The sequence below is a fragment of the Methanococcus maripaludis C5 genome, from assembly GCF_000016125.1.
Lineage (GTDB): Archaea > AGJL01 > Methanococci > Methanococcales > Methanococcaceae > Methanococcus > Methanococcus maripaludis_D.
Window position 1 is genome coordinate 916,500 of sequence record NC_009135.1, and the last position, 18,688, is coordinate 935,187.

Here is an 18,688-nt window from a genome sequence, read left to right on the forward strand (position 1 = left end):
GTTTCACTAGTGAGTAATTACTCACTAATTAAAATGTGGATATCCAACTATATAAAATTTACTAAATAACTCACTAATGATAAAAAATTCACTAAGGGATAATATATCTTTAATTACAAATTCATCTCTAATGATATTATGAGTTGAATTAAATGTTGAGTGCGTTAGCAAAGAAAAATTCAAGAGCCGTTTTAAATCTGCTTGCTGAAAAAGAGGAAGGTCTTCATTTTGGAGATATTAAAAAAGAATTGGGAATAGATGGGAGAGTATTAACCGATACTTTAAACGCTTTTTTAGATTTCGGGTTAGTTACAAGAAAAGCAGAAGATGAATCAAAAAGAATGTCAAAGGTTTTCTATAAAATCACTATTCGAGGTCTTGAAGCCCTAAAATTATATGTCTATTCAGATAAAATCGAAGCAGGCGAATTTGACGGAAAAAAGTCTAATAATGTAAGTATCAACCTTAACGATAATAAAAATCATGGTTTACAGATTATAGGAAATAATATTCAAAATTTACATGTAAAAAAGTAATTGGCCTAAATATTACTTTTAAATTTGAATTTTTGAGAGATTAAGAGTTTTATTCAATAATTGCAGTTACTATATTTAAGTTTGTTGATTGAGGGAAAAATTGAGTTTCTTTAATTTTACGTAGGGGGTGTAATTTAATGTTCAAATCTATTAAGTGGGCATCTATTGAAAGTTTAGAAGAGCATAAACCTAAAAAATCTGAACAAACGAAGAAAAATAAAAGAATAACTAAAAAAGAAGCTTTTAAAAAAGGAAAAGCTTTTGAGTTGTATTGTCTGGATATTTTTCCAGAAAACGAGTTTGATTTGCTTGAAATGACGCATAACCCAAATTCTGCAAATGGCAGGTTTGTTGAAAGTGATTTAAACCCAGATTTAAAATTTAGGGATAAAAAAACAAATACTATTTTTAGTGTTGAATGTAAATACCGGAGTAATTTATTCAAAGGGGCTTTTAAATGGGCCAAATATAAAGATCAAGCTGATAGATACCGAGAATTTGAACAAGAACATGGAATTCCAGTATATATTGCAATGGGATTGGGCGGAACTCCCGAAGAACCCGAACAAATGTTTATAATGCCATTAAAAGAAATAAAATATAATTCAGTTTATCCAAGTGCTTTGGAAGATTACGAAATTATTGAATCAGAAGATGTTTTTAAAATTTTAAGATAACGTGATTTAAAAGGTATTTTGATCGAATATTGGAAATTTAAGTTTATTAAGTGTGGGAAAATGGGATCTAAAGATAACTCAAATACGAAAAATGAATTAATAAAAAGTCTATTATCATCTTTTAAATTAAATAACGATAATAATCCAGAATATAATCCTAATCTCAGTTATTTTATGTATGAATCGTTTTTAATAAGTTTAGTCGAAAAAGATGAAGATATCCTACAAAAAATAGATTCAGAATATTTAATTCATAGTGGAATAGTTACAGAAACCATTGAAGAATTAAAAAAAGATGAAACATCTGGAAAGTTAAAAAAGAAATCTTACAATGAATTTAAAAGACGATTAAATCAGAAAATAGATAAATTTAACCAAAACGAAGAAAACTATACCGCATATATTCCACTAAATGTCAAAATAAGTGGAAATATAAATACATTAACTTTGAAAAATGCAAAAATAGAAATTAAAAAGTCAAATGATGAAGAAATTAGCGAAATATTTAATTTTAATAAAATAAAAATAGAAGAATTTGAACAAGAATTAACCGATATGAACCCCCATTTAAATTTTGAAAAATTTGTTTTCGAGAAACAAGATTATATTAAAATAACAATATCTGGTAAAGATAAAGACTATATTTTAGACAAATGTAACGAATACGCAAAGATTTTTTTAGGAATTATATCCTGTGCAGGACATCGTTCAAGACCAAAAGAATATTTCCCAACCATTACCTATTTTTTAATTTTTTTATCAAATGAAAAAAATATTATGGATTACTCGTTTTTACAAAATCAATTTATAGCATATATGTCAAATAGAACCCTATTATCCCCCAAATTTAGAGAAATAATGTCTTCCAAAGATTATCGTGAATTAAATAAGCCTAAAAACGTTGTAATTTATAAAAAAGACATAATTAGTAATATTAACGTGGCATTTGATTTGATAAACAATTTTAGTGAAACATGGCAAATTTTTTTAAATAGTTTATTTTTAAATTATTATAAAGGCACAATTTCTACCGATGTTTCAGAATCGTTTAGATATTTTTGGACAGTTTTAGAATTGGGGTCATGCAGGAACAATAATGATACCCATAAAGACTTAATCGAAATACTAAAATCACAATTTTATGAATTAACACAGGCATACAAAGAATTATACAAATTAGTATATGATTCAAGACATGAAAACGTCCACGAAGGACTTGAGGTAAATCCCTATTCTACACACCTTTTACATTGGGGAATCACTATTTTTTTAGACATGTTACTAAAACATATGCAATACGCAAATTCCAAAGAAGAATTAAGGTTAATACATGGATATATGCGTGAAAATACCGAAAATTTAGAAAAAAAGAGAGAAACTTCTGAAAATTCACAAAAATACATTGATTACGTATTAGATATTAAAAGAAAAGCCGAATTGAAATATGATGAAAAAGAATATTTGGAAAAATAACCCTATTTTTAAATTTTAATAACCATTCTTATCTTAAATTTTAAATTACTCTTTTTGGATTTGATTGAAAAAAAGAAAAAAGTATTGTTTAATGTTTAAATTTTGGTCGAATGGCAAGGGGTGGTGTTCTACTAAAAAGCAGACCCTTACCGAAATATTTAGTTTATTTTAAGTAAATTTTTACGGATATATTTACCATTACTGGCAACATAACCGCTAAGACGACCAATGTAAACATATTATTCACCTTTTTGATTATCGGGGTAAATTCCTTTTTAGGGGAAACCCCCAATGAATGTATTACCGTAATAACATATAATTCTAACTAGCACGGTTAATTTATAAAGAAAATGGATAATTGATTTATAAAGAAATGTCCCAGTTTCATATATATACTCCTAAAAGTTAGATTATATCTGGATATTAGTTAAATTATCATAATGATTAAATCACTACAAAATACGTATATTATAAATATCAGATTAAGAAAAGTATAATATGACCTCGGAGGTTTCTGCATATTCAGTGGTGTGAATATGTTTGGACGGGGTTTATTTTAGGTATTCTGACAAGACCAATGTAAGAATTACCTTTTTGATTATTACCTTTTAAAGCTATTTTAAAACAATTAAACTAATTTTAACGTAAGATAATGCTATTTTTTTAATTTAAAGCGTATCCCCCTCATTAAAAATTCAATTAAAATAATTATTCTTCGATTGAATATTAAACTTCTCTTTTACAATTTAACATTAAATTGGAAATTAAACCTTTAAATTTTATATATAATTTTAAACAGATAAATATCCATTTGATTTTAACAAACAAGTTTCAAAAGGGGCGGGTTATGATTTTAGAAACTTTATTTATTCTTTTTATCTGGGGATTGATTTCAAATTCAAATAAAAATAAAAAAGAAGCATTAACCTATTTAGATAGCACACCTTACGCACTATCGATTTTAACGCATATGCACAAGGAATATGGTTATCGGGTAAATGATTCTGTGTCATCTAAGAAACTTGCAGATGATACGAAAAAGTATTTAGTCGATGTTGAAAACCATCTCGAATATCTTGCTGAAAAAAAGCTAGTTAAAAAAATTAATACGCAGAGTGAAGTCTGTCCTGTAAAATACGGTATAACGCCACTTGGAAGAACCATAGTTTCTGAAAAGATAAGAAAAGAACGGCAAAAATCTAAAATTCAAAATAAGGAAAAAATACAGGTAAATAAAAAACAGGTAAAGAAAAATACAGATATTTTTAGTAGAATTGAAGAAACTAAAACAGAAACCGAACTTCCAAAGAAAAATCAAAATTTAATTAAAAATAAGTTTGAAAAGGACGTTCCGATAAATTTCTACTCTAAACCTAAAACTGACGAAAATTTAAGTTTTGAAATTGGTGAAGCTTTTGAAAACTTTGTTGCTGAAGAACTATTTCCAGATCATCATTTTGTACTGACACACATGACCCCGAATTTTGCAGTAAACAGTAAAAGATATTGCGAAAGTTCATTAAAACCTGATTTGGGATTTAGGGATAAAAAAACAGGTAAGGAATTCTATGTAGAATGTAAATTCAGGGGCAGTTTAACCGAAGATGGCAAATACGACTGGACTAAAGATAAAAATCAGGCCAATAGGTATAGAAATATTCAAAAAGATGAAAATAAACAGGTATTTGTTGCAATGGGTCTTGGCGGAATGTCAAATAATCCAAGAAACATATTTTTAGTTCCGATCGATGAAATAAAATATCTCGAAATCTATCCAAGCGTTTTAAGAAACTGGGAAGTTTCAAATAAATACGACGTATTTAAAATCGTGAACAGTTAATTATTGGATTTTTAAATTCTCTTTTCAAATTTTTAAGTAAATATATGAAAAATACTAATAATGCAACTTTTAAAAATTATATTGCTGAAGAAATAAGTTCTTCAGATCCGAAATCATGAAATTGAAAAGTGGCTTTTTCAGACCTCTTGGAGCATTTTAAATCTTAAATGTGTTTAATCTGCTCCAATTTTAAAAAATAATTTAAGTTCTTTTTTACAAGATTATTTCAATTTAACCCGATATATTGGTTTTGAATGCCTAAAAAGTTTAATAATGCTACTTTTAAAAATTATATTGCTAAGATAAAACCATTTTTATCGGGGGGAATTAAATGGTCATAAATACATTAAAAACGGCAATAAAAAGTAAAAAAATAGTTACTTTTCACTACGGCGGACTACCAAGAGTAGTTGAACCGCACATGATTGCAATAACAGATACTGGAAAATGGATTTTAAAAGCATTTCAAACATGGACCTTTGAGTCAAGTAATCAGCCTATTTGGAAGTTCTATTCAATTCCAAATATCGAAAATTTAACTGTAATGAACAAATCTTTTGAATATAAACTAGATTTTGAAAAAAACCAGTTATACATTGATAAGATAATAATGCAAATCTAATTAAGATTTGATTTTATTTTTTAAATATTTTAAAACGGTTATTCCAACATCTGGGGGAAAATATGATTAATCAGTTTCAAAGGAATATTTTAAATTATGCTTATTTAATGTATAAAGAAAAATCTCCAGTATGTGAATTTGGAAATCTTATAACTTATTTTAAGGAATGTAACAGAGATAAATTAATTAAAAATTTAAAAGAACTGTCAAAAATGAATTTAATTCAGATACAAGGCGATTTAGTTGAAAAACAAAGGGATAAGTTTCATGTTAATTATTCAATTTCAATTAAAATAACAGATTACGGAATACATAATATTGAATCTCATCAAAAAAGCCCTTGGATAAAGTTTTAAAGTTTATAAAAAACTAAAAAAGTAGTTAATTGTTTATTTTTACGAAATTTAACAGGCTTTATCTTTTATGCTGATGTTTTTTCTGCACAGCTTGCTTTTTTTGAATTTCTTTCTGTACATCTTGATTTTCCTGTTTTTTCTGCTTTTGCGGGCCAACTTCTCGCTGATACTCTGCTATTTTTTGTTGGTGGCGCTCTTTTTGTTCCTCTTGTTTTATGTTTGGCATAAATACCCCTTTTAGCCTTTTAAAATTAAAAAATGAAAAAGAGTGGGTGGTATCTTTTAATTATTCATTCTTCTAAGATCCGTTAATTTAAAACGCCTTACCTTTTTTGCTGAGGTTTTTGTTGTGCCTGCTTTTGTTGCTGTTGCTGTTGGCCTTGTTTTTGCTGACCTTGAGCTTGCTTTTGTTGCTGTTGGCCTTGTTTTTGCTGACCTTGAGCTTGCTTTTGTTGCTGTTGATGCTTTTTTGGATCTTGTTTTTTAATGTCTGGCATATGTATCACCCCTTGTTTTACAATAAATATTTTTAATTCAGAGTTATTTAAATTTTATCAGAGTATCGGGTTCAATTTTTGAATTAAACTTTAAAGTGTAAATTATAATCAATTTTAACGATTTTAAAATAGTAAAAGAACGATTTATGTAAATTACATGAATTAGAATTATCTTTTTAAATTGATTGAATGGGAAAAAAGTTTTATTTTAACAGTTAATCAGAAATTAAACCTTTAAATTATATATATGGTGTTAAAAACATGGATATACATTAACTTTTATTATTTTGAAATTCCCATTAATTAATAACAATCCACATAGGGGGAAATAAATGCCTGAACTTGAAATAAGAAAAAATATTTTAAAATATTTACATGAAAAAGGCAATTATGTATCGGGGGGAGAATTAGCCGATAAAATAAATCTTAAAAGAGATGAATTAAAAGTTCATCTTGATTTTTTAGAAACTAAGGGCTACTTGAAATTGAACGGTGCAGTCGGCGGAATTTCCCACATTTCAGCAATAACCGAGAAAGGAAAAAAGATGGTTGAAAATAACGAGTTTAAATTTTAATAACCATTTTTCAATCCAAAAATTACTCTTTTTAAATTTGATTGAAAAAGTGATAAAGTTAAAATCATTTTTTTATTTACCCATAATCCTTAAATATTCTCTTTTTAAACTCTCTTTATTCTTATGAAGAAAATCGAAGTTGTTTTAATGTCTTCGTGACCTAAAATGTCTTGAAGTGTTCTTAAATCCATTCCTTTATCCACGCAAGTTGTTGCAAAGGTATGTCTCAATATATGCGGAGTAATCCGTTTATTAACCTTTTTTCCATAAACGTCATTCAAATAATTGATATAATGCGTTATAGATGACTTCCCGATTGCCTTACCACGCCGATTTAAAAACAAATTCGGTGCTTTTGGTTTTAAAATATCCCTTTCTCGAAGCCATCTTTTTAGATTAATTCCCATATCTAAGTCAAAAAACACAAATCTATCTTTTCTACCCTTTCCACCACGTATAAAAATTGTTTGCTCGTTAAAATCTACATCATCAAGTAGTATATTCTGAAATTCTGAAACCCTCACCCCTGTTTTAATAAAAAACATGGTAAAAATATAGAAATTAACATCAATTATACTTCTAAGAAGGTCATCTGACTGTTTTTGAGTCAAATAATCCCTTTCCTTTTTATCGGGTTTCAGAGTATTTAAAAAACTTCTAACTGGATTGCCCGTAATATATTTATGTTTATTAGCCCATTCATAAAATCTATTTAGAGACCTTATACGGTATATTTTTGTATTTCTCGAAGCTTCATACACCTCAAAAAATTCAATTATGTCTTCTATTGTTAAATTTTCAAATGAAAGACTATCGTCATAGTAATTTAGGAAGATTTTCATAGTAGATTTATAATTTACAAGGGTAGTTTCACTCAGACCCGAACAGAATTTCAAATATCTTTCGACAAGCTCTCTCGATTTATCATTCAACTTAATCCCTCACCACATACTTTATATTATCCATAGGTAACGATTTATCACGTAATCTAAAGTATTTGCCCTTTCGCTCAACCATTGCCTTAAATTCTAAATTATTCATAATTATTTTTTGTAAAATTTCTTCCTGGTTTTTATTCCCTTCAATTCCAGTTTTAATTTTAAAATCTTCATAAGTTAACCAAATATCGGGATTTTTATCTAAAATTCTCACTAATTTATCATAAACTTCTTTAAATTCTGAATCTGTTGGAGCTTCAAGAAATTTTTCAAATGAATCATCAATTTTCTTTTCAACTCTTTCAAATGAACTTTCAGTAGTCAGCACAACATCTTCAAGTTTAGCTAATATTACATCCATTTTAGTAAGCATTTCATCATTTCGAGTTTTATACAAGTGCATAAATTTCATTGCATTTTTTGCAAAACTTGAAAGTGAAGTATAACCCAATTCCTTACTCATATTTTTAAAATCTTCAAGATCATTATCATCATCAAAATTAATATTTCGCCTTATCACAAAACCACCCAGTATATAAATAAAAACTGTATTATTAAATTTATAATTCATTATATATAAGTGATACCGAAAAGGTATCGTTTTAAAGTTATAATCATATATAATAATATCTAAAATTAGGCATAAAATAAAATAAATTACGACAAAACACGAAATTAAATTTGAGGTGATAACGATGAATAATGGGTCCATACAAATAAAAAAGACTCTGTGGAAACTTACAAAATTTTCAGAGGATTATTTCACAATACTAGTTATTTTAGGATCGATTATCGGTTTTTTAAATCCTGATTTATTTGGATGGTCATTACCCCACATTTCGCTTATTCTAGGAATTATCATGTTTGGGATGGGAATGACGCTAAATAAGGGCGACTTTAAAACGGTTTTAAAAAGGCCTATTGACGTAGTTTTTGGAACTATTTTACAATTTAGTTTAATGCCATTACTTGCTTTTTTTATAGTTACACTATTTAATTTACCAACAGAACTTGCAATAGGTGTAATTTTGCTTGGTGCGTGTCCGGGAGGTACTGCATCAAACGTTATAACCTACCTTGCAAAAGGAGATGTTGCACTTTCAGTTGCAATCACGACACTTTCGACACTTGTTGCACCATTAATGACACCAATACTTGTGCTTTTGTTTGCAGGAGCTTGGATAGATGTTTCAGCATACTCGATGTTTATTTCAATTTTAAAAATTGTATTGATCCCAGTAATTCTCGGAGTAATCATAAATAATTCATTTGGGGAAAAAATTGAGTCTATACGGCAGATTTTACCATTAATATCTGTTTCCGCAATATTTTTAATCGTCAGTGCGATAATTGGAGTTAATTCAGAAAAAATAATATCTTCGGGAATTCTCGTATTACTTGCCGTAATTTTGCATAATGCATTTGGTCTTTTATTTGGATATATCGGATCAAAACTCGGTGGGATGGATGAAAAAAAATCAAGAGCAATTACAATAGAAGTTGGAGTTCAAAATTCAGGACTTGCTGTAGCGCTTGCAACAATTTACTTTAGCCCGCTTGCAGCAGTTCCCGGAGCAATATTTAGCGTGTGGCACAATATTACGGGCCCTTTCTTAGCAAATTACTGGTCTAAAAAAGATAAAAAGGAAACTTTAATTTAAAAAGAAAAAATGATAGATGAATATCAATAAATTAGTTAAATAAAGTACCTAACAAATCAAATCCCATAATGGTTTTGGAATGCCGTAAACAAGTATTTCTTTTATTATACTTTCTTTTAAACTCGATTCTACACGTTTTTCACAGGTATTGTGTACCTGTAATTTTTTTCGATAACCCTCCAGGATTATTCGAAATAAAACATCACCGCATTTATTTTCTCCAACTATTGATTTTGCAGTTATGAGTGTGTTTTCGTCAAGATCTTGAATTTTTTTCTCAATTTCATCATCCTGATACCGAATATTATATTCCATAATTCCCCCCAAATACCCACTAGAAAAATGTAAGTATAGTATAATTTCCTTAACACGATTCAGTGCAATTTTGCTATTTTGTTGTGAGTATCTAAAAATTTCTTTGATGGGTAATATATACTTATCGAAAAACAAATGATGAATAGTTATTTAAAATTTAAAATTCATAAATAATGTCAGGTTATAATCTTCTATTTTATCTAAATTTCGTTTTTTACGGCTTTTAGATGATTCTAGGTTATTTCCTATGACACTCTCTATTTAATCTAAATAAGCTCGATGAAATAATATATTGTTTTTGGAGCCCCCCTTCAAAAATACCTATTTCTAAGTTTTTTTATTTATTTTTTTTAAAAAAGATTTTATCCAATTCAAAATTTAAAAAAAGAGACGTTATGCTTTATTCGATTTTAAGATTTTAGAACCTCTCATGAGTGCAGTGAGCCCAGTTCTTGCAATTTCTTTGATTCCCATTGGCCTTACAAGGTCTAAAAATGCGTTAACTTTTTGTTCGTCACCAGTAATTTCAACAGTAAGGGTTTCAGTGCTTAAATCAACAATTTTTCCCCTAAATATGTTTGCATACTGGATTACCTGAGATTTACTGTCTTCGGTTGGAGCATAAACTTTTACAAGACACAATTCTCGCTGTACTGACTTATTGCTATTTAAATCAGTTACTTTTATAACTTCAACAAGTTTATTCAACTGTTTTACAACCTGTTCAAGCACCGTATCGTCCCCTTGAACAACAATTGTCATCCTTGCAACGTCTGGGTTTTCAGTACTTCCAACAGTCATACTTGAAATATTGAACCATCTTCTAGTAAATAAACCCGAAATTCTCTGGAGTACACCGGGTTTGTGTAAAACCAAAACTGAAATGATGTGTTTGTGTTCCATGATAACCACCCAATTATACCTTAGGATTAAGTGTTTTTTTCATTTCGCTAAAGCATTGAGCTTTTGGAGTTGGCTCCTGTCTTTCCGGGAATAATATATTTGTCATGTTTCCTCCAGGGGGTACCATGTGAAGTGCTTCTGCAGGATCAATTATAATATCAATCAAATATGGTTTTCCACTATTTAATGCAGTTTTAAAGGCCTCATTGATATCTTCAGGTTTTTCAAGCCTCAAAGCACCTATTCCATAACTTTCTGCAAGTTTTATGAAGTCAGGTGTTTCCCCAAGGTGTACTGCACACTGTCTCTTTCCATAATAAAGGTTCTGCCACTGGTAAACCATTCCAAGTGTCCTGTTATCAAAAATTACAACGATAACGGGTATTTCATATTCTGCAATTGTTGCAAGTTCCTGTGAATTCATTAAAAATCCACCATCCCCAGTTACAGCAATTACGTTTGCATCAGGCCTTGCAAATTTAGCACCTATTGCTGCAGGGAATCCGAAACCCATTGTACCCTGCCCACCAGATGAAATAAATGATTTTGGAGCACTTGTTTGGAAATAATGTGCCATCCACATCTGGTTTTGACCAACATCTGTTGTAATAACTGTGTTTGTCAAACTTGGATCGATTTCACGAACTGCATTCATCATTTCTTTGATAACTTTTTGGGGTTTTATCGGAGTATTGTCAAATTCCATTACAGGCATGGATTTTTTCTGAAGTTTTTTAACATTTTCCATCCATTCTGTCTTATTAACAATTTCTTTTTTCATTAAATGGATCAGTACATCTTTTAAAATTGCTTTTGCATCCCCCACTATAGGAATATCTGCCCTAACGTTCTTTCCAATCTCTGCTGGGTCAATATCTACGTGGATAATCTTTGCATTTGGTGCAAATGTCGAAATGTCTCCAGTAATCCTATCTGAAAACCTGCATCCAATTGCAATTAAAACGTCACTTTCGTAAACTGAATAGTTTGAAGCTTGGGTTCCGTGCATTCCAACTAAACCGAGTGAGAGTGGGTGCTCTTCAGGGAAAACCCCTTTACCCATTAATGTAGTACAAACTGGGATTTGAGCATATTCTGATAATTTTATAAGTTCTGGCGTTGCATTTGCAATTTGAACTCCGCCACCTGCAATAATAACAGGTCTTTGCGCGATTTTCATTAATTCTACTGCTTTTTTAATCTGTAATGGGTGTCCAAATTTGGTTGGTTTGTACCCCTGAAGATTAATATCTGCAGGAATTGGGTATTTTTCTAAGTCTAATTCGTTATCCTGAACATCTTTCGGTAGATCAACATGAACTGCACCAGGCCTTCCTGTTTTTGCAATTTCAAATGCTTTTCTAAATATTTTTGGAATTTCATTTGTTTTTTGGATCTGGAAATTGTGTTTTGTAATCTGCATGAACATTCCAAGTGCATCAATCTCCTGAAATGCATCATTTCCGATTAATTTTGTTGGAACCTGTCCTGTTAATGCAACGACTGGGGAAGAGTCGGCATGTGCTGTTGCAACCCCCGTAACGAGGTTTGTAGCTCCTGGCCCAGATGTAGCGACACATACCCCAACTTCTCCACTCGCTCTCGCGTATCCGTCAGCTGCGTGTGCTGCAGCCTGTTCGTGTCTTGTTAATATGTGTACAAGGTCGCTGTGGTATAGCGCATCGTAAAAGGGAAGTAATTGGCCTCCAGGATATCCAAAGAGGACCTTCACATTTTCCGCGTCTAGGGCCTTCATCATAGCCTCTGCTCCTTTCATGAGATCACCAAGTAATAAAGACGTAATGGATTTGAAATAATTCGTTTCTAGTTTATTAACTCAAAATCTTATATAAATATTATGAAAGCATAAAATGGTTTAAAATTTGTTTGTTCGAATTATTTCTCATCCACCATATATTAAATTAATCAAGTGAAATTATGATTTTAGGTATTTGTGATGGCCACAATTCAAGTACATCATTGATCGATGAAAAAAAAATCATCTACGTGGCAAGCGAAGAAAGATTTACAAGAAAAAAGAATTTTAGAGGATATCCTACAAATTCCCTAAATTATGGGTTAAATTCTTTTGTAAATGAAAAAGAGGAATTGTCAGTAATTACTGTGGGGGGACAGTTTAGAAAGGGCGAAAGGCTAAAAAAACTTAAAAGTCTTCAGGAAAACTTAGAAATTCCAATGTATTATTTTAATCATCATTTATGCCATGCTGCAAGCTACAAACTATCAGATTTCAAAGAATGCCTGATTTTAACAATTGATGGGGGGGGTGACGGGCTTTCTTCAACGCTATCAATTGGAAATAATTCTGGAATAGAAACTATTGCCCAAAGTGATTTAATTGATTCAGTAGGGGACTTTTACGCGTCAATTACAGAATTACTTGGATTTAAACCAATGGAAGACGAAGGAAAAGTTATGAGTCTTTCAAGTTTTGAAACGAATGATTCCAAAATTAATCTCGATATTATCGATTATAACGAAAAAACTAAATCTTTTAAGAATTATCTCGGAGTAATTGGCTCTGAATCAACAAAGGCGTTGAAAAGAATTTTGGATTATTCAAAACCAAATAATTCATACGATATTCAAATTTCAAAATTTGCCCAAAGTAAATTAGAAGAAGTTGTTTTAAAAATTTTAAAACAGTTTGTGGATGAAACGGGAATTAAAAATATTGTGTTTAGTGGGGGAGTTGCACAAAACGTCAAATTAAATAAAAAAATAATTCATCAGGACTTTGTAGATAACCTGTACGTCCCCCCATTTACCGGCGATGAAGGGTTATCAATCGGATCATCGATTTTGTGCTCCAAAAAAGATTTTGATTTAAAAAATACATATTTAGGTTATAAAATTGATAATTGTAATGTTGAAAAAATTGTTGATTTAGAAAAAAATTTTAAAATTCGATATATCGAAGAAAAGGATATTCCAGAAATTATTGGAAAGTTAATTTCAGAAAATAAACTTGTATGCATTTCAAAAGGAAAAATGGAGTTTGGACCACGTGCTCTTGGAAATAGAAGTATTTTGGGACGTCCAACAAAAGAAAATGCAAATAAACTTGCAAAAACACTAAAAAGAAATTCATTCATGCCATACGCACCAACAATTCTTGATGAATACTCTGAAATTTATTTGAAAAACAAAAAATACAGTCCATATATGACTATGCTTTTTGATTGTTTTAAATCTAAAAAACAGGACATTGAAGGAACCATTCATGTTGATGGGACTACAAGAGCCCAAACATTGAAAAAAGAATTTAATGAAACTTATTATAATATTATAAATTTTGTAAACGATACAACAAAAATTCCTGCAGTTTTAAACACCAGCTTCAATTTACACGGTGAACCTATTGTTTGTAATGAAATGGATGCCATAAATTCGTTTAAAAAAGTTGGGGATGCACTTTTACTTGGAAATTATTTAATTGAGAAAATTAATTAGGAGAATATTTATGATTACAATTGATGGAAGTTATCTCGAAGGTGGAGGACAGATTGTAAGAACCGCAATTTCTCTTTCTGCAATAACTAAAAAACCAGTTAAAATCATTAATATTCGAAAAAATAGAAAAAATCCTGGCCTTTCAAACCAGCATATTGCCTGCGTTGAGGCAGTTTCAAAAATCTGTAATGCAAACGTTGAGGGTCTTTTAAAAGGCTCTGAAACATTGATTTTTTATCCTGAAGATATTACTGCTAAAAATTTTGAGATAGATATTAAAACTGCTGGAAGCATTTCGCTTGTTATTCAATCAATACTCCCCATGTGTCTTGCAATTAATAAAAATATCGAAATTACACTAATTGGTGGAACGAATGTTGAATTTTCACCACCAATTGATTATATTAAGAAGATAACATTGAAATTTTTAGAAAATATTGGGATTAATTCTGAAATAAACATTATTGAACGCGGATTCTTCCCAGAAGGTGGCGGAATTGTTAAAATATCATTAAAACCTTCAAAAATTGTTCCATTGGAATTAATCGAAAATAAAAATATCGAAATTAAAGGAGTTGTTTTTAACCAGGACCTCGATGAAAATATTTCAAAAAGAATAAGAAAATCTGCAAGCGATATATTACTAAATAAAGGATTTTGTCCTGAAATCAAGCTTGAAAACAGAGAAGGAAAAAGTACGGGTGTTGGAATATTTTTATTCAACAAATATATTGGTTCAGATTGTCTTGGAAAAAAGGGGCTTTTATCAGAAACTGTTGGAAAAATTGCATCTGAAGACTTACTTGAAGAGTTAGGTACAAAAATGGCGATAGATTCACATTTAGCTGACCAAATAATTCCATTTATGCCATTTTCAGATATTAAAATAGGTGTTTCGAAAATTACAAACCATACTCTAACAAATATTTACGTGGTTGAAAAATTCTTTGACGTTAAGTTTAATATCGAAGAATACTCGAAAGATAATGCAAAAGGATACGTGATATCGACTAAAGGTGTTTAAATTATGTATAACTATTTTGAAACTACTGCAGATATTGGAATAATCGCATTTGGAAAAAATCTGGAAGAATCTTTTGAAAATTCGGCAAGAGCCTTATCAAATATTATGGTTGACATTGATTCAATTGAAAAAGTAGAAAAGCATTCATTTAACATTATTTCCGAAGACCTTTTTGGGCTTTTATACGACTTCTTAACAGAACTTTTGATACTCCATGATTCTGAGCTGTTAATATTTTCAGAGTTTGACGTAAAAATTGAAAAAAATGAGTGTTATGAATTAAGCTGTACTGCTATTGGAGACATATATTCAAAAGACAAATACGAACCAAAAGAAGAAGTAAAGGCGATTACGTACCATAAAATGGAAATAATAAATAATGAAAACTGCTGGAAAACACAGTTTATTGTAGACTTATAATTTAACATTTCATAGATAGATCATATGCAATATCTGCCCATGAATCCATAGTATACCTTGCATTTCTTCGTCCTGATTTTTTAATTGCCATTTTTCTTAAAGTAAATATGGTTTCATCCAGTTCTTCTTTTGACATTAACGGAGCTTTCAATAGCATTTCAACTGCCATCTTATCCATTTTATTATCATTTTCAAAATCCATAAAAATCATCCTTAAAGTCGTCCATAATAATTAATTATATGTTTGTAATATTAATTTTAATAATTTATGCTTTCAATAATACTAATTTTAAATATATTATTATGATATATATAAATTTCCCTAAAAAATAGTATCAATGAATCGTTACATTCGGTTAGATATATATGTATAGATGACGATATAGGAATTGTTTTTAACAGCAAGGGTGAAGCTATGGAAGTATCAATTATCGGGGCATCCGGCAAAATCGGGAGTGTTTTATCATTGCTTTTAGCAAAGGAAAGCTACATAAAAAATATTAATTTAATTGCCAGAAATAGTTCCATAAACAAGTTAAAAGGGCTTAAAATGGACCTTTATGATGCCATGGCGGCAGCAGGTCAGGATACCAAGATTCAGATCTGTAGTGATGATGATTTATCCTGTACCGGAACCTCGGATATTACCATAATTACCGCAGGTATGGCGAGAACCGGAGATATGTCTAGAATTGATTTAATGCGTGAAAATGCAAAGATTATAAAAAATTATGCAAAAAAAATCGCAAATGCAGGAGATACTAAAATATTCATGGTTTCAAATCCTGTTGACATGATGACTTACAAAGCATTTATTGAAAGCGGGTATGAAAAAAATCAGGTTTTCGGCCTTGGAACGCACCTTGATTCCATGCGATTTAAAGTTGCGGTTGCAAAATACTTTGAAGTTCATATTGATGATGTTAGAACGAGAATTATCGGAGAACATGGCGACAGTATGGTTCCACTACTCAGTGCAACTGCAGCAGGCGGAATTCCAATTAAAAGATTACCAAAATACGAAAATTTTCCGTATGACGAAATCCTTGAAAAAATTAAAGGTTATGGAAAAGAAATCATTGATTTAAAAAATGGTTCAGAATACGGGCCAGCGTCTGCAATTGTAAATATCGTAAGGTGTATTGCACATGACGAAAAACGGCTTTTAACTCTTTCTGCTTACATTGAAGATGAAATTGAAGGTATTGATGGAGGTTCCTGTATTGGAGTTCCAGTAAAAGTGGGTAAACACGGAATTGAAGAAGTAATCCCCATAAAAATAGATGATAATGAAATCGAAGGATTTAAAAAATCTTTTGAACTTGTAAAAGGATATTGTAAACAGATTGAATCTATTTAAGGAATGAGACGATACTGTGGAAGTTTCTGAAAGATTAACTATTGGAAATAAGATTTCCAAAATTACGATTGTTGCAAATATCGGATTATCTATCTTAAAAATACTTGCCGGAGTATTTGGAAGAAGTAATGCTTTGATTGCAGACGGAATGCATTCATTTTCCGATATATTGAGCACTTTTGTAGTGATTCTAGGATTAAAACTTTCAGAAAAACCTGCAGATGAATCCCACCCTTACGGTCACGAACGAATAGAACCTGCTCTGACGAAAATTTTAGCAGTAATCTTATTTGGAACTGCTTTAATGATTTTTTACTGCGGATTAACCACAATTCTTCGAGGAAATTATCAAATTCCTGAAGATATAACCATAATTGCTGCAATAATTTCTATTTTTACAAAAGAATGGATGTATAGATACACTAAAAGGGGTGCTGAACAAATTGAAAGTTCAGCATTGCTTGCTGATGCCTGCCATCATAGATCTGATGCATTTTCATCAATTGGAACACTTATTGGTGTCGTTGGTGCACGGCTTGGATATCCAATACTTGATCCTCTTGCATCGATATTAATTTCATTATTCATTGCAAAAATGGCGTTTGAGATATACTACGAAGCATTGAATCAACTTCTTGATAGGGCCGCAGATTCCGAAACTATTGAAGAAATTAAAAAAATAATTCTTTCTGTTGACGGCGTTTTGAGAATTGATGAATTAAAAACGAGAATTCATTCAAACAAAATCTACGTTGATGTTGAAATTTCAGTTAATAAAGATTTATCATTAATTGACGCACATACCATTTCAGAAAATGTCCATTCACAAATTGAACGTAAAATAAAAAAAGTAAAACACTGTATGGTTCACGTGAACCCGTATTTAAAATAATTTAACTTAAACTTCCGACAATTTTTTCGAACATTAACTCGGTTGGATCTTCTAAAGTTATTCCGTTGTTTCTTTTTCCAATATTGTCCATCACGTGAGTTACAATTTCATCTAATTCTCTTGTATGAATCATTCTTTCTTTATCAATTAAGTAGTTATCAACACCCAAAAGCTTTTCTGGATAGCATGAAATCGTTGGAACTCCCAAAACTGCTGCTTCACGGTTCATTGTTCCGCCAGCGCCAATCATTGCATCTGAATAATATAATAAGGATATTGCATCGATTGTTTTTGGAACAATTACACCCATTGATACGTATTTTTCCCGTTGCTCTTCATCCCTTGGAAATGCAACGATATTACAGTCCATTTGACTTTTTAATTTCTCGATTATCATGGGAATAATGTCTTTTTTACCATTGCAGTACGAAGAATTAGGTCTTGGCCTCATTATTGTTAATGGCAGTGATTCATCGATATTTAATTTTTCCTTTATCGATTCATCAATTGAAAATGAGGAATTCAACCTCGAATTAACATTAGAAACTTCGCATGTTCCCTCAAAAGAGTCAATATATTTTCCAAATGAACTTCCGTTTAAAACTGACTTTGTACCTTCCGGACAGATTACGTCGTTTACGAGCGGAACTGTTAACCTGTTCTGTGCACTTGCATGTTCATTGTCTAAAACAAATATTGAATGGATATTCATTCCAAATGATACTCTTGGAAGCTCTACTGAGTGTTTTGCAATTGCAATTTTTGGGTCCAACTTCTTTGCAATTTTTGTAAGTTCAATTACCCTTTTTGAAGAATTTATAAGCTTTTCTTCTAGCGAATCCGCATGGTTTCCAACAGAAATATAATCATAACCATAAATATCGATTAAATCTTCTAAACTTTGAAATTTTCTTGCAGTTAGGTAGTATTCAATTCCTTCGCGATTGAACTTATCTATTAACTGCGAGAAATAATGAATATGCGGGGAATTTGTTAAATCGATCCATACGTCCATAAAATCACCAATATATTTACTGGATCACTAAAATAATTATTTAGTAATAATGTTAAATCAAAAAGTTCTTAATAAAGTAGCACTGTTTTATATATAACTATTGGTATTTG

Annotated in this window: 22 protein-coding genes; 14 read left to right on the plus strand and 8 right to left on the minus strand. The window is 30.4% G+C overall.

Annotation, left to right across the window (positions count from 1 at the left end; translation table 11 throughout):
* Positions 1 to 152: 152 nt before the first annotated feature.
* The 6 genes from MMARC5_RS04775 (at position 153) to MMARC5_RS04800 (ending at position 5,504) form a co-directional block, all read left to right on the plus strand.
* On the plus strand, positions 153 to 536 hold the full coding sequence (locus MMARC5_RS04775) for a winged helix-turn-helix transcriptional regulator (protein WP_011868702.1): 384 nt from the start codon (positions 153 to 155) through the stop codon (positions 534 to 536).
* A gap of 137 nt (positions 537 to 673) precedes the next feature.
* Positions 674 to 1,213 (plus strand): hypothetical protein, encoded by a 540-nt coding sequence (locus tag MMARC5_RS04780; RefSeq protein WP_011868703.1) that lies wholly within the window; start codon positions 674 to 676, stop codon positions 1,211 to 1,213.
* 60 nt (positions 1,214 to 1,273) lie between these two features.
* Positions 1,274 to 2,686 carry a hypothetical protein gene (locus tag MMARC5_RS04785; RefSeq protein WP_011868704.1) on the plus strand — a complete coding sequence of 471 codons (1,413 nt, stop codon included), beginning with the start codon at positions 1,274 to 1,276 and terminating at the stop codon, positions 2,684 to 2,686.
* 847 nt (positions 2,687 to 3,533) lie between these two features.
* Positions 3,534 to 4,526, plus strand: a complete 993-nt coding sequence (locus tag MMARC5_RS04790; protein ID WP_011868705.1) for a hypothetical protein — start codon at positions 3,534 to 3,536, stop codon at positions 4,524 to 4,526.
* A gap of 331 nt (positions 4,527 to 4,857) precedes the next feature.
* A complete protein-coding gene (locus MMARC5_RS04795) occupies positions 4,858 to 5,148 on the plus strand; it encodes a WYL domain-containing protein (protein WP_011868706.1) in 291 nt (96 codons plus the stop codon).
* A gap of 62 nt (positions 5,149 to 5,210) precedes the next feature.
* Positions 5,211 to 5,504, plus strand: coding sequence for a hypothetical protein (locus tag MMARC5_RS04800; RefSeq protein ID WP_011868707.1), 294 nt, complete (start codon positions 5,211 to 5,213; stop codon positions 5,502 to 5,504).
* A 58-nt stretch (positions 5,505 to 5,562) separates the two neighbouring features.
* Here MMARC5_RS04800 and MMARC5_RS09650 read toward each other — a convergent pair whose 3' ends face one another.
* Positions 5,563 to 5,730: a hypothetical protein gene (locus MMARC5_RS09650; RefSeq protein ID WP_155810368.1), complete on the minus strand. Its 168-nt coding sequence runs from the start codon at positions 5,728 to 5,730 to the stop codon at positions 5,563 to 5,565.
* A gap of 123 nt (positions 5,731 to 5,853) precedes the next feature.
* Here MMARC5_RS09650 and MMARC5_RS09590 point away from each other — a divergent pair, with 123 nt between their 5' ends.
* Together MMARC5_RS09590 and MMARC5_RS04805 are read left to right on the plus strand one after the other, a co-directional pair.
* A complete protein-coding gene (locus tag MMARC5_RS09590; RefSeq protein ID WP_155810369.1) occupies positions 5,854 to 5,991 on the plus strand; it encodes a hypothetical protein in 138 nt (45 codons plus the stop codon).
* Between the two features lie 342 nt (positions 5,992 to 6,333).
* Complete coding sequence (locus tag MMARC5_RS04805) at positions 6,334 to 6,576, plus strand: winged helix-turn-helix transcriptional regulator (RefSeq protein WP_011868708.1); 243 nt, start codon at positions 6,334 to 6,336, stop codon at positions 6,574 to 6,576.
* A gap of 104 nt (positions 6,577 to 6,680) precedes the next feature.
* Here the strand turns inward: MMARC5_RS04805 and MMARC5_RS04810 are convergent, their stop codons facing one another.
* Positions 6,681 to 7,508 (minus strand): tyrosine-type recombinase/integrase, encoded by an 828-nt coding sequence (locus tag MMARC5_RS04810; RefSeq protein WP_011868709.1) that lies wholly within the window; start codon positions 7,506 to 7,508, stop codon positions 6,681 to 6,683.
* 1 nt (position 7,509) lies between these two features.
* Positions 7,510 to 8,034, minus strand: a complete 525-nt coding sequence (locus MMARC5_RS04815) for a hypothetical protein (RefSeq protein ID WP_155810370.1) — start codon at positions 8,032 to 8,034, stop codon at positions 7,510 to 7,512.
* 175 nt (positions 8,035 to 8,209) lie between these two features.
* Between MMARC5_RS04815 and MMARC5_RS04820 the strand changes: the two genes are divergently transcribed.
* Positions 8,210 to 9,175 carry a bile acid:sodium symporter family protein gene (locus tag MMARC5_RS04820; protein ID WP_011868711.1) on the plus strand — a complete coding sequence of 322 codons (966 nt, stop codon included), beginning with the start codon at positions 8,210 to 8,212 and terminating at the stop codon, positions 9,173 to 9,175.
* 48 nt (positions 9,176 to 9,223) lie between these two features.
* Here the strand turns inward: MMARC5_RS04820 and MMARC5_RS04825 are convergent, their stop codons facing one another.
* From MMARC5_RS04825 to MMARC5_RS04835, 3 genes are all read right to left on the minus strand, one after another.
* Positions 9,224 to 9,490 carry a hypothetical protein gene (locus MMARC5_RS04825; RefSeq protein WP_155810371.1) on the minus strand — a complete coding sequence of 89 codons (267 nt, stop codon included), beginning with the start codon at positions 9,488 to 9,490 and terminating at the stop codon, positions 9,224 to 9,226.
* A 393-nt stretch (positions 9,491 to 9,883) separates the two neighbouring features.
* Positions 9,884 to 10,393, minus strand: a complete 510-nt coding sequence (ilvN, locus tag MMARC5_RS04830) for an acetolactate synthase small subunit (protein ID WP_011868713.1) — start codon at positions 10,391 to 10,393, stop codon at positions 9,884 to 9,886.
* Positions 10,394 to 10,406: 13 nt separating this feature from the next.
* Complete coding sequence (locus MMARC5_RS04835; protein ID WP_011868714.1) at positions 10,407 to 12,170, minus strand: acetolactate synthase large subunit; 1,764 nt, start codon at positions 12,168 to 12,170, stop codon at positions 10,407 to 10,409.
* A 161-nt stretch (positions 12,171 to 12,331) separates the two neighbouring features.
* Between MMARC5_RS04835 and MMARC5_RS04840 the strand changes: the two genes are divergently transcribed.
* The 3 genes from MMARC5_RS04840 to MMARC5_RS04850 are packed head-to-tail and all read left to right on the plus strand — an operon-like array spanning position 12,332 to position 15,311.
* Positions 12,332 to 13,867 (plus strand): carbamoyltransferase C-terminal domain-containing protein, encoded by a 1,536-nt coding sequence (locus MMARC5_RS04840; RefSeq protein ID WP_011868715.1) that lies wholly within the window; start codon positions 12,332 to 12,334, stop codon positions 13,865 to 13,867.
* Positions 13,868 to 13,877: 10 nt separating this feature from the next.
* Positions 13,878 to 14,891: an RNA 3'-terminal phosphate cyclase gene (rtcA, locus tag MMARC5_RS04845; protein ID WP_011868716.1), complete on the plus strand. Its 1,014-nt coding sequence runs from the start codon at positions 13,878 to 13,880 to the stop codon at positions 14,889 to 14,891.
* A 3-nt stretch (positions 14,892 to 14,894) separates the two neighbouring features.
* The gene (locus MMARC5_RS04850; RefSeq protein WP_011868717.1) at positions 14,895 to 15,311 is read left to right on the plus strand and encodes an archease; all 417 of its coding nucleotides are present in this window, start codon (positions 14,895 to 14,897) and stop codon (positions 15,309 to 15,311) included.
* Between the two features lies 1 nt (position 15,312).
* Here MMARC5_RS04850 and MMARC5_RS04855 read toward each other — a convergent pair whose 3' ends face one another.
* Complete coding sequence (locus MMARC5_RS04855) at positions 15,313 to 15,513, minus strand: hypothetical protein (protein WP_011868718.1); 201 nt, start codon at positions 15,511 to 15,513, stop codon at positions 15,313 to 15,315.
* Between the two features lie 213 nt (positions 15,514 to 15,726).
* Here MMARC5_RS04855 and MMARC5_RS04860 point away from each other — a divergent pair, with 213 nt between their 5' ends.
* Positions 15,727 to 16,671 (plus strand): malate dehydrogenase, encoded by a 945-nt coding sequence (locus MMARC5_RS04860; RefSeq protein WP_011868719.1) that lies wholly within the window; start codon positions 15,727 to 15,729, stop codon positions 16,669 to 16,671.
* Positions 16,672 to 16,687: 16 nt separating this feature from the next.
* A complete protein-coding gene (locus tag MMARC5_RS04865) occupies positions 16,688 to 17,563 on the plus strand; it encodes a cation diffusion facilitator family transporter (RefSeq protein WP_011868720.1) in 876 nt (291 codons plus the stop codon).
* Position 17,564: 1 nt separating this feature from the next.
* Here the strand turns inward: MMARC5_RS04865 and MMARC5_RS04870 are convergent, their stop codons facing one another.
* Complete coding sequence (locus tag MMARC5_RS04870) at positions 17,565 to 18,578, minus strand: DUF354 domain-containing protein (protein ID WP_011868721.1); 1,014 nt, start codon at positions 18,576 to 18,578, stop codon at positions 17,565 to 17,567.
* Positions 18,579 to 18,688 lie beyond the last annotated feature (110 nt).

Coding starts and splice junctions, on each gene's coding strand:
- MMARC5_RS04870 (WP_011868721.1), bottom strand. CDS start 18,578: ATGGACGTATGGATCGATTTAACAAATTCCCCGCATATTCATTATTTC.
- MMARC5_RS04840 (WP_011868715.1), top strand. CDS start 12,332: ATGATTTTAGGTATTTGTGATGGCCACAATTCAAGTACATCATTGATC.
- MMARC5_RS04855 (WP_011868718.1), bottom strand. CDS start 15,513: ATGGATTTTGAAAATGATAATAAAATGGATAAGATGGCAGTTGAAATG.
- MMARC5_RS04860 (WP_011868719.1), top strand. CDS start 15,727: ATGGAAGTATCAATTATCGGGGCATCCGGCAAAATCGGGAGTGTTTTA.
- MMARC5_RS04790 (WP_011868705.1), top strand. CDS start 3,534: ATGATTTTAGAAACTTTATTTATTCTTTTTATCTGGGGATTGATTTCA.
- MMARC5_RS09650 (WP_155810368.1), bottom strand. CDS start 5,730: ATGCCAAACATAAAACAAGAGGAACAAAAAGAGCGCCACCAACAAAAA.
- MMARC5_RS04835 (WP_011868714.1), bottom strand. CDS start 12,170: ATGAAAGGAGCAGAGGCTATGATGAAGGCCCTAGACGCGGAAAATGTG.
- MMARC5_RS04820 (WP_011868711.1), top strand. CDS start 8,210: ATGAATAATGGGTCCATACAAATAAAAAAGACTCTGTGGAAACTTACA.
- MMARC5_RS04800 (WP_011868707.1), top strand. CDS start 5,211: ATGATTAATCAGTTTCAAAGGAATATTTTAAATTATGCTTATTTAATG.
- MMARC5_RS04850 (WP_011868717.1), top strand. CDS start 14,895: ATGTATAACTATTTTGAAACTACTGCAGATATTGGAATAATCGCATTT.
- rtcA (WP_011868716.1), top strand. CDS start 13,878: ATGATTACAATTGATGGAAGTTATCTCGAAGGTGGAGGACAGATTGTA.
- ilvN (WP_011868713.1), bottom strand. CDS start 10,393: ATGGAACACAAACACATCATTTCAGTTTTGGTTTTACACAAACCCGGT.
- MMARC5_RS04795 (WP_011868706.1), top strand. CDS start 4,858: ATGGTCATAAATACATTAAAAACGGCAATAAAAAGTAAAAAAATAGTT.
- MMARC5_RS04775 (WP_011868702.1), top strand. CDS start 153: ATGTTGAGTGCGTTAGCAAAGAAAAATTCAAGAGCCGTTTTAAATCTG.
- MMARC5_RS04805 (WP_011868708.1), top strand. CDS start 6,334: ATGCCTGAACTTGAAATAAGAAAAAATATTTTAAAATATTTACATGAA.
- MMARC5_RS04780 (WP_011868703.1), top strand. CDS start 674: ATGTTCAAATCTATTAAGTGGGCATCTATTGAAAGTTTAGAAGAGCAT.
- MMARC5_RS04785 (WP_011868704.1), top strand. CDS start 1,274: ATGGGATCTAAAGATAACTCAAATACGAAAAATGAATTAATAAAAAGT.
- MMARC5_RS04825 (WP_155810371.1), bottom strand. CDS start 9,490: ATGGAATATAATATTCGGTATCAGGATGATGAAATTGAGAAAAAAATT.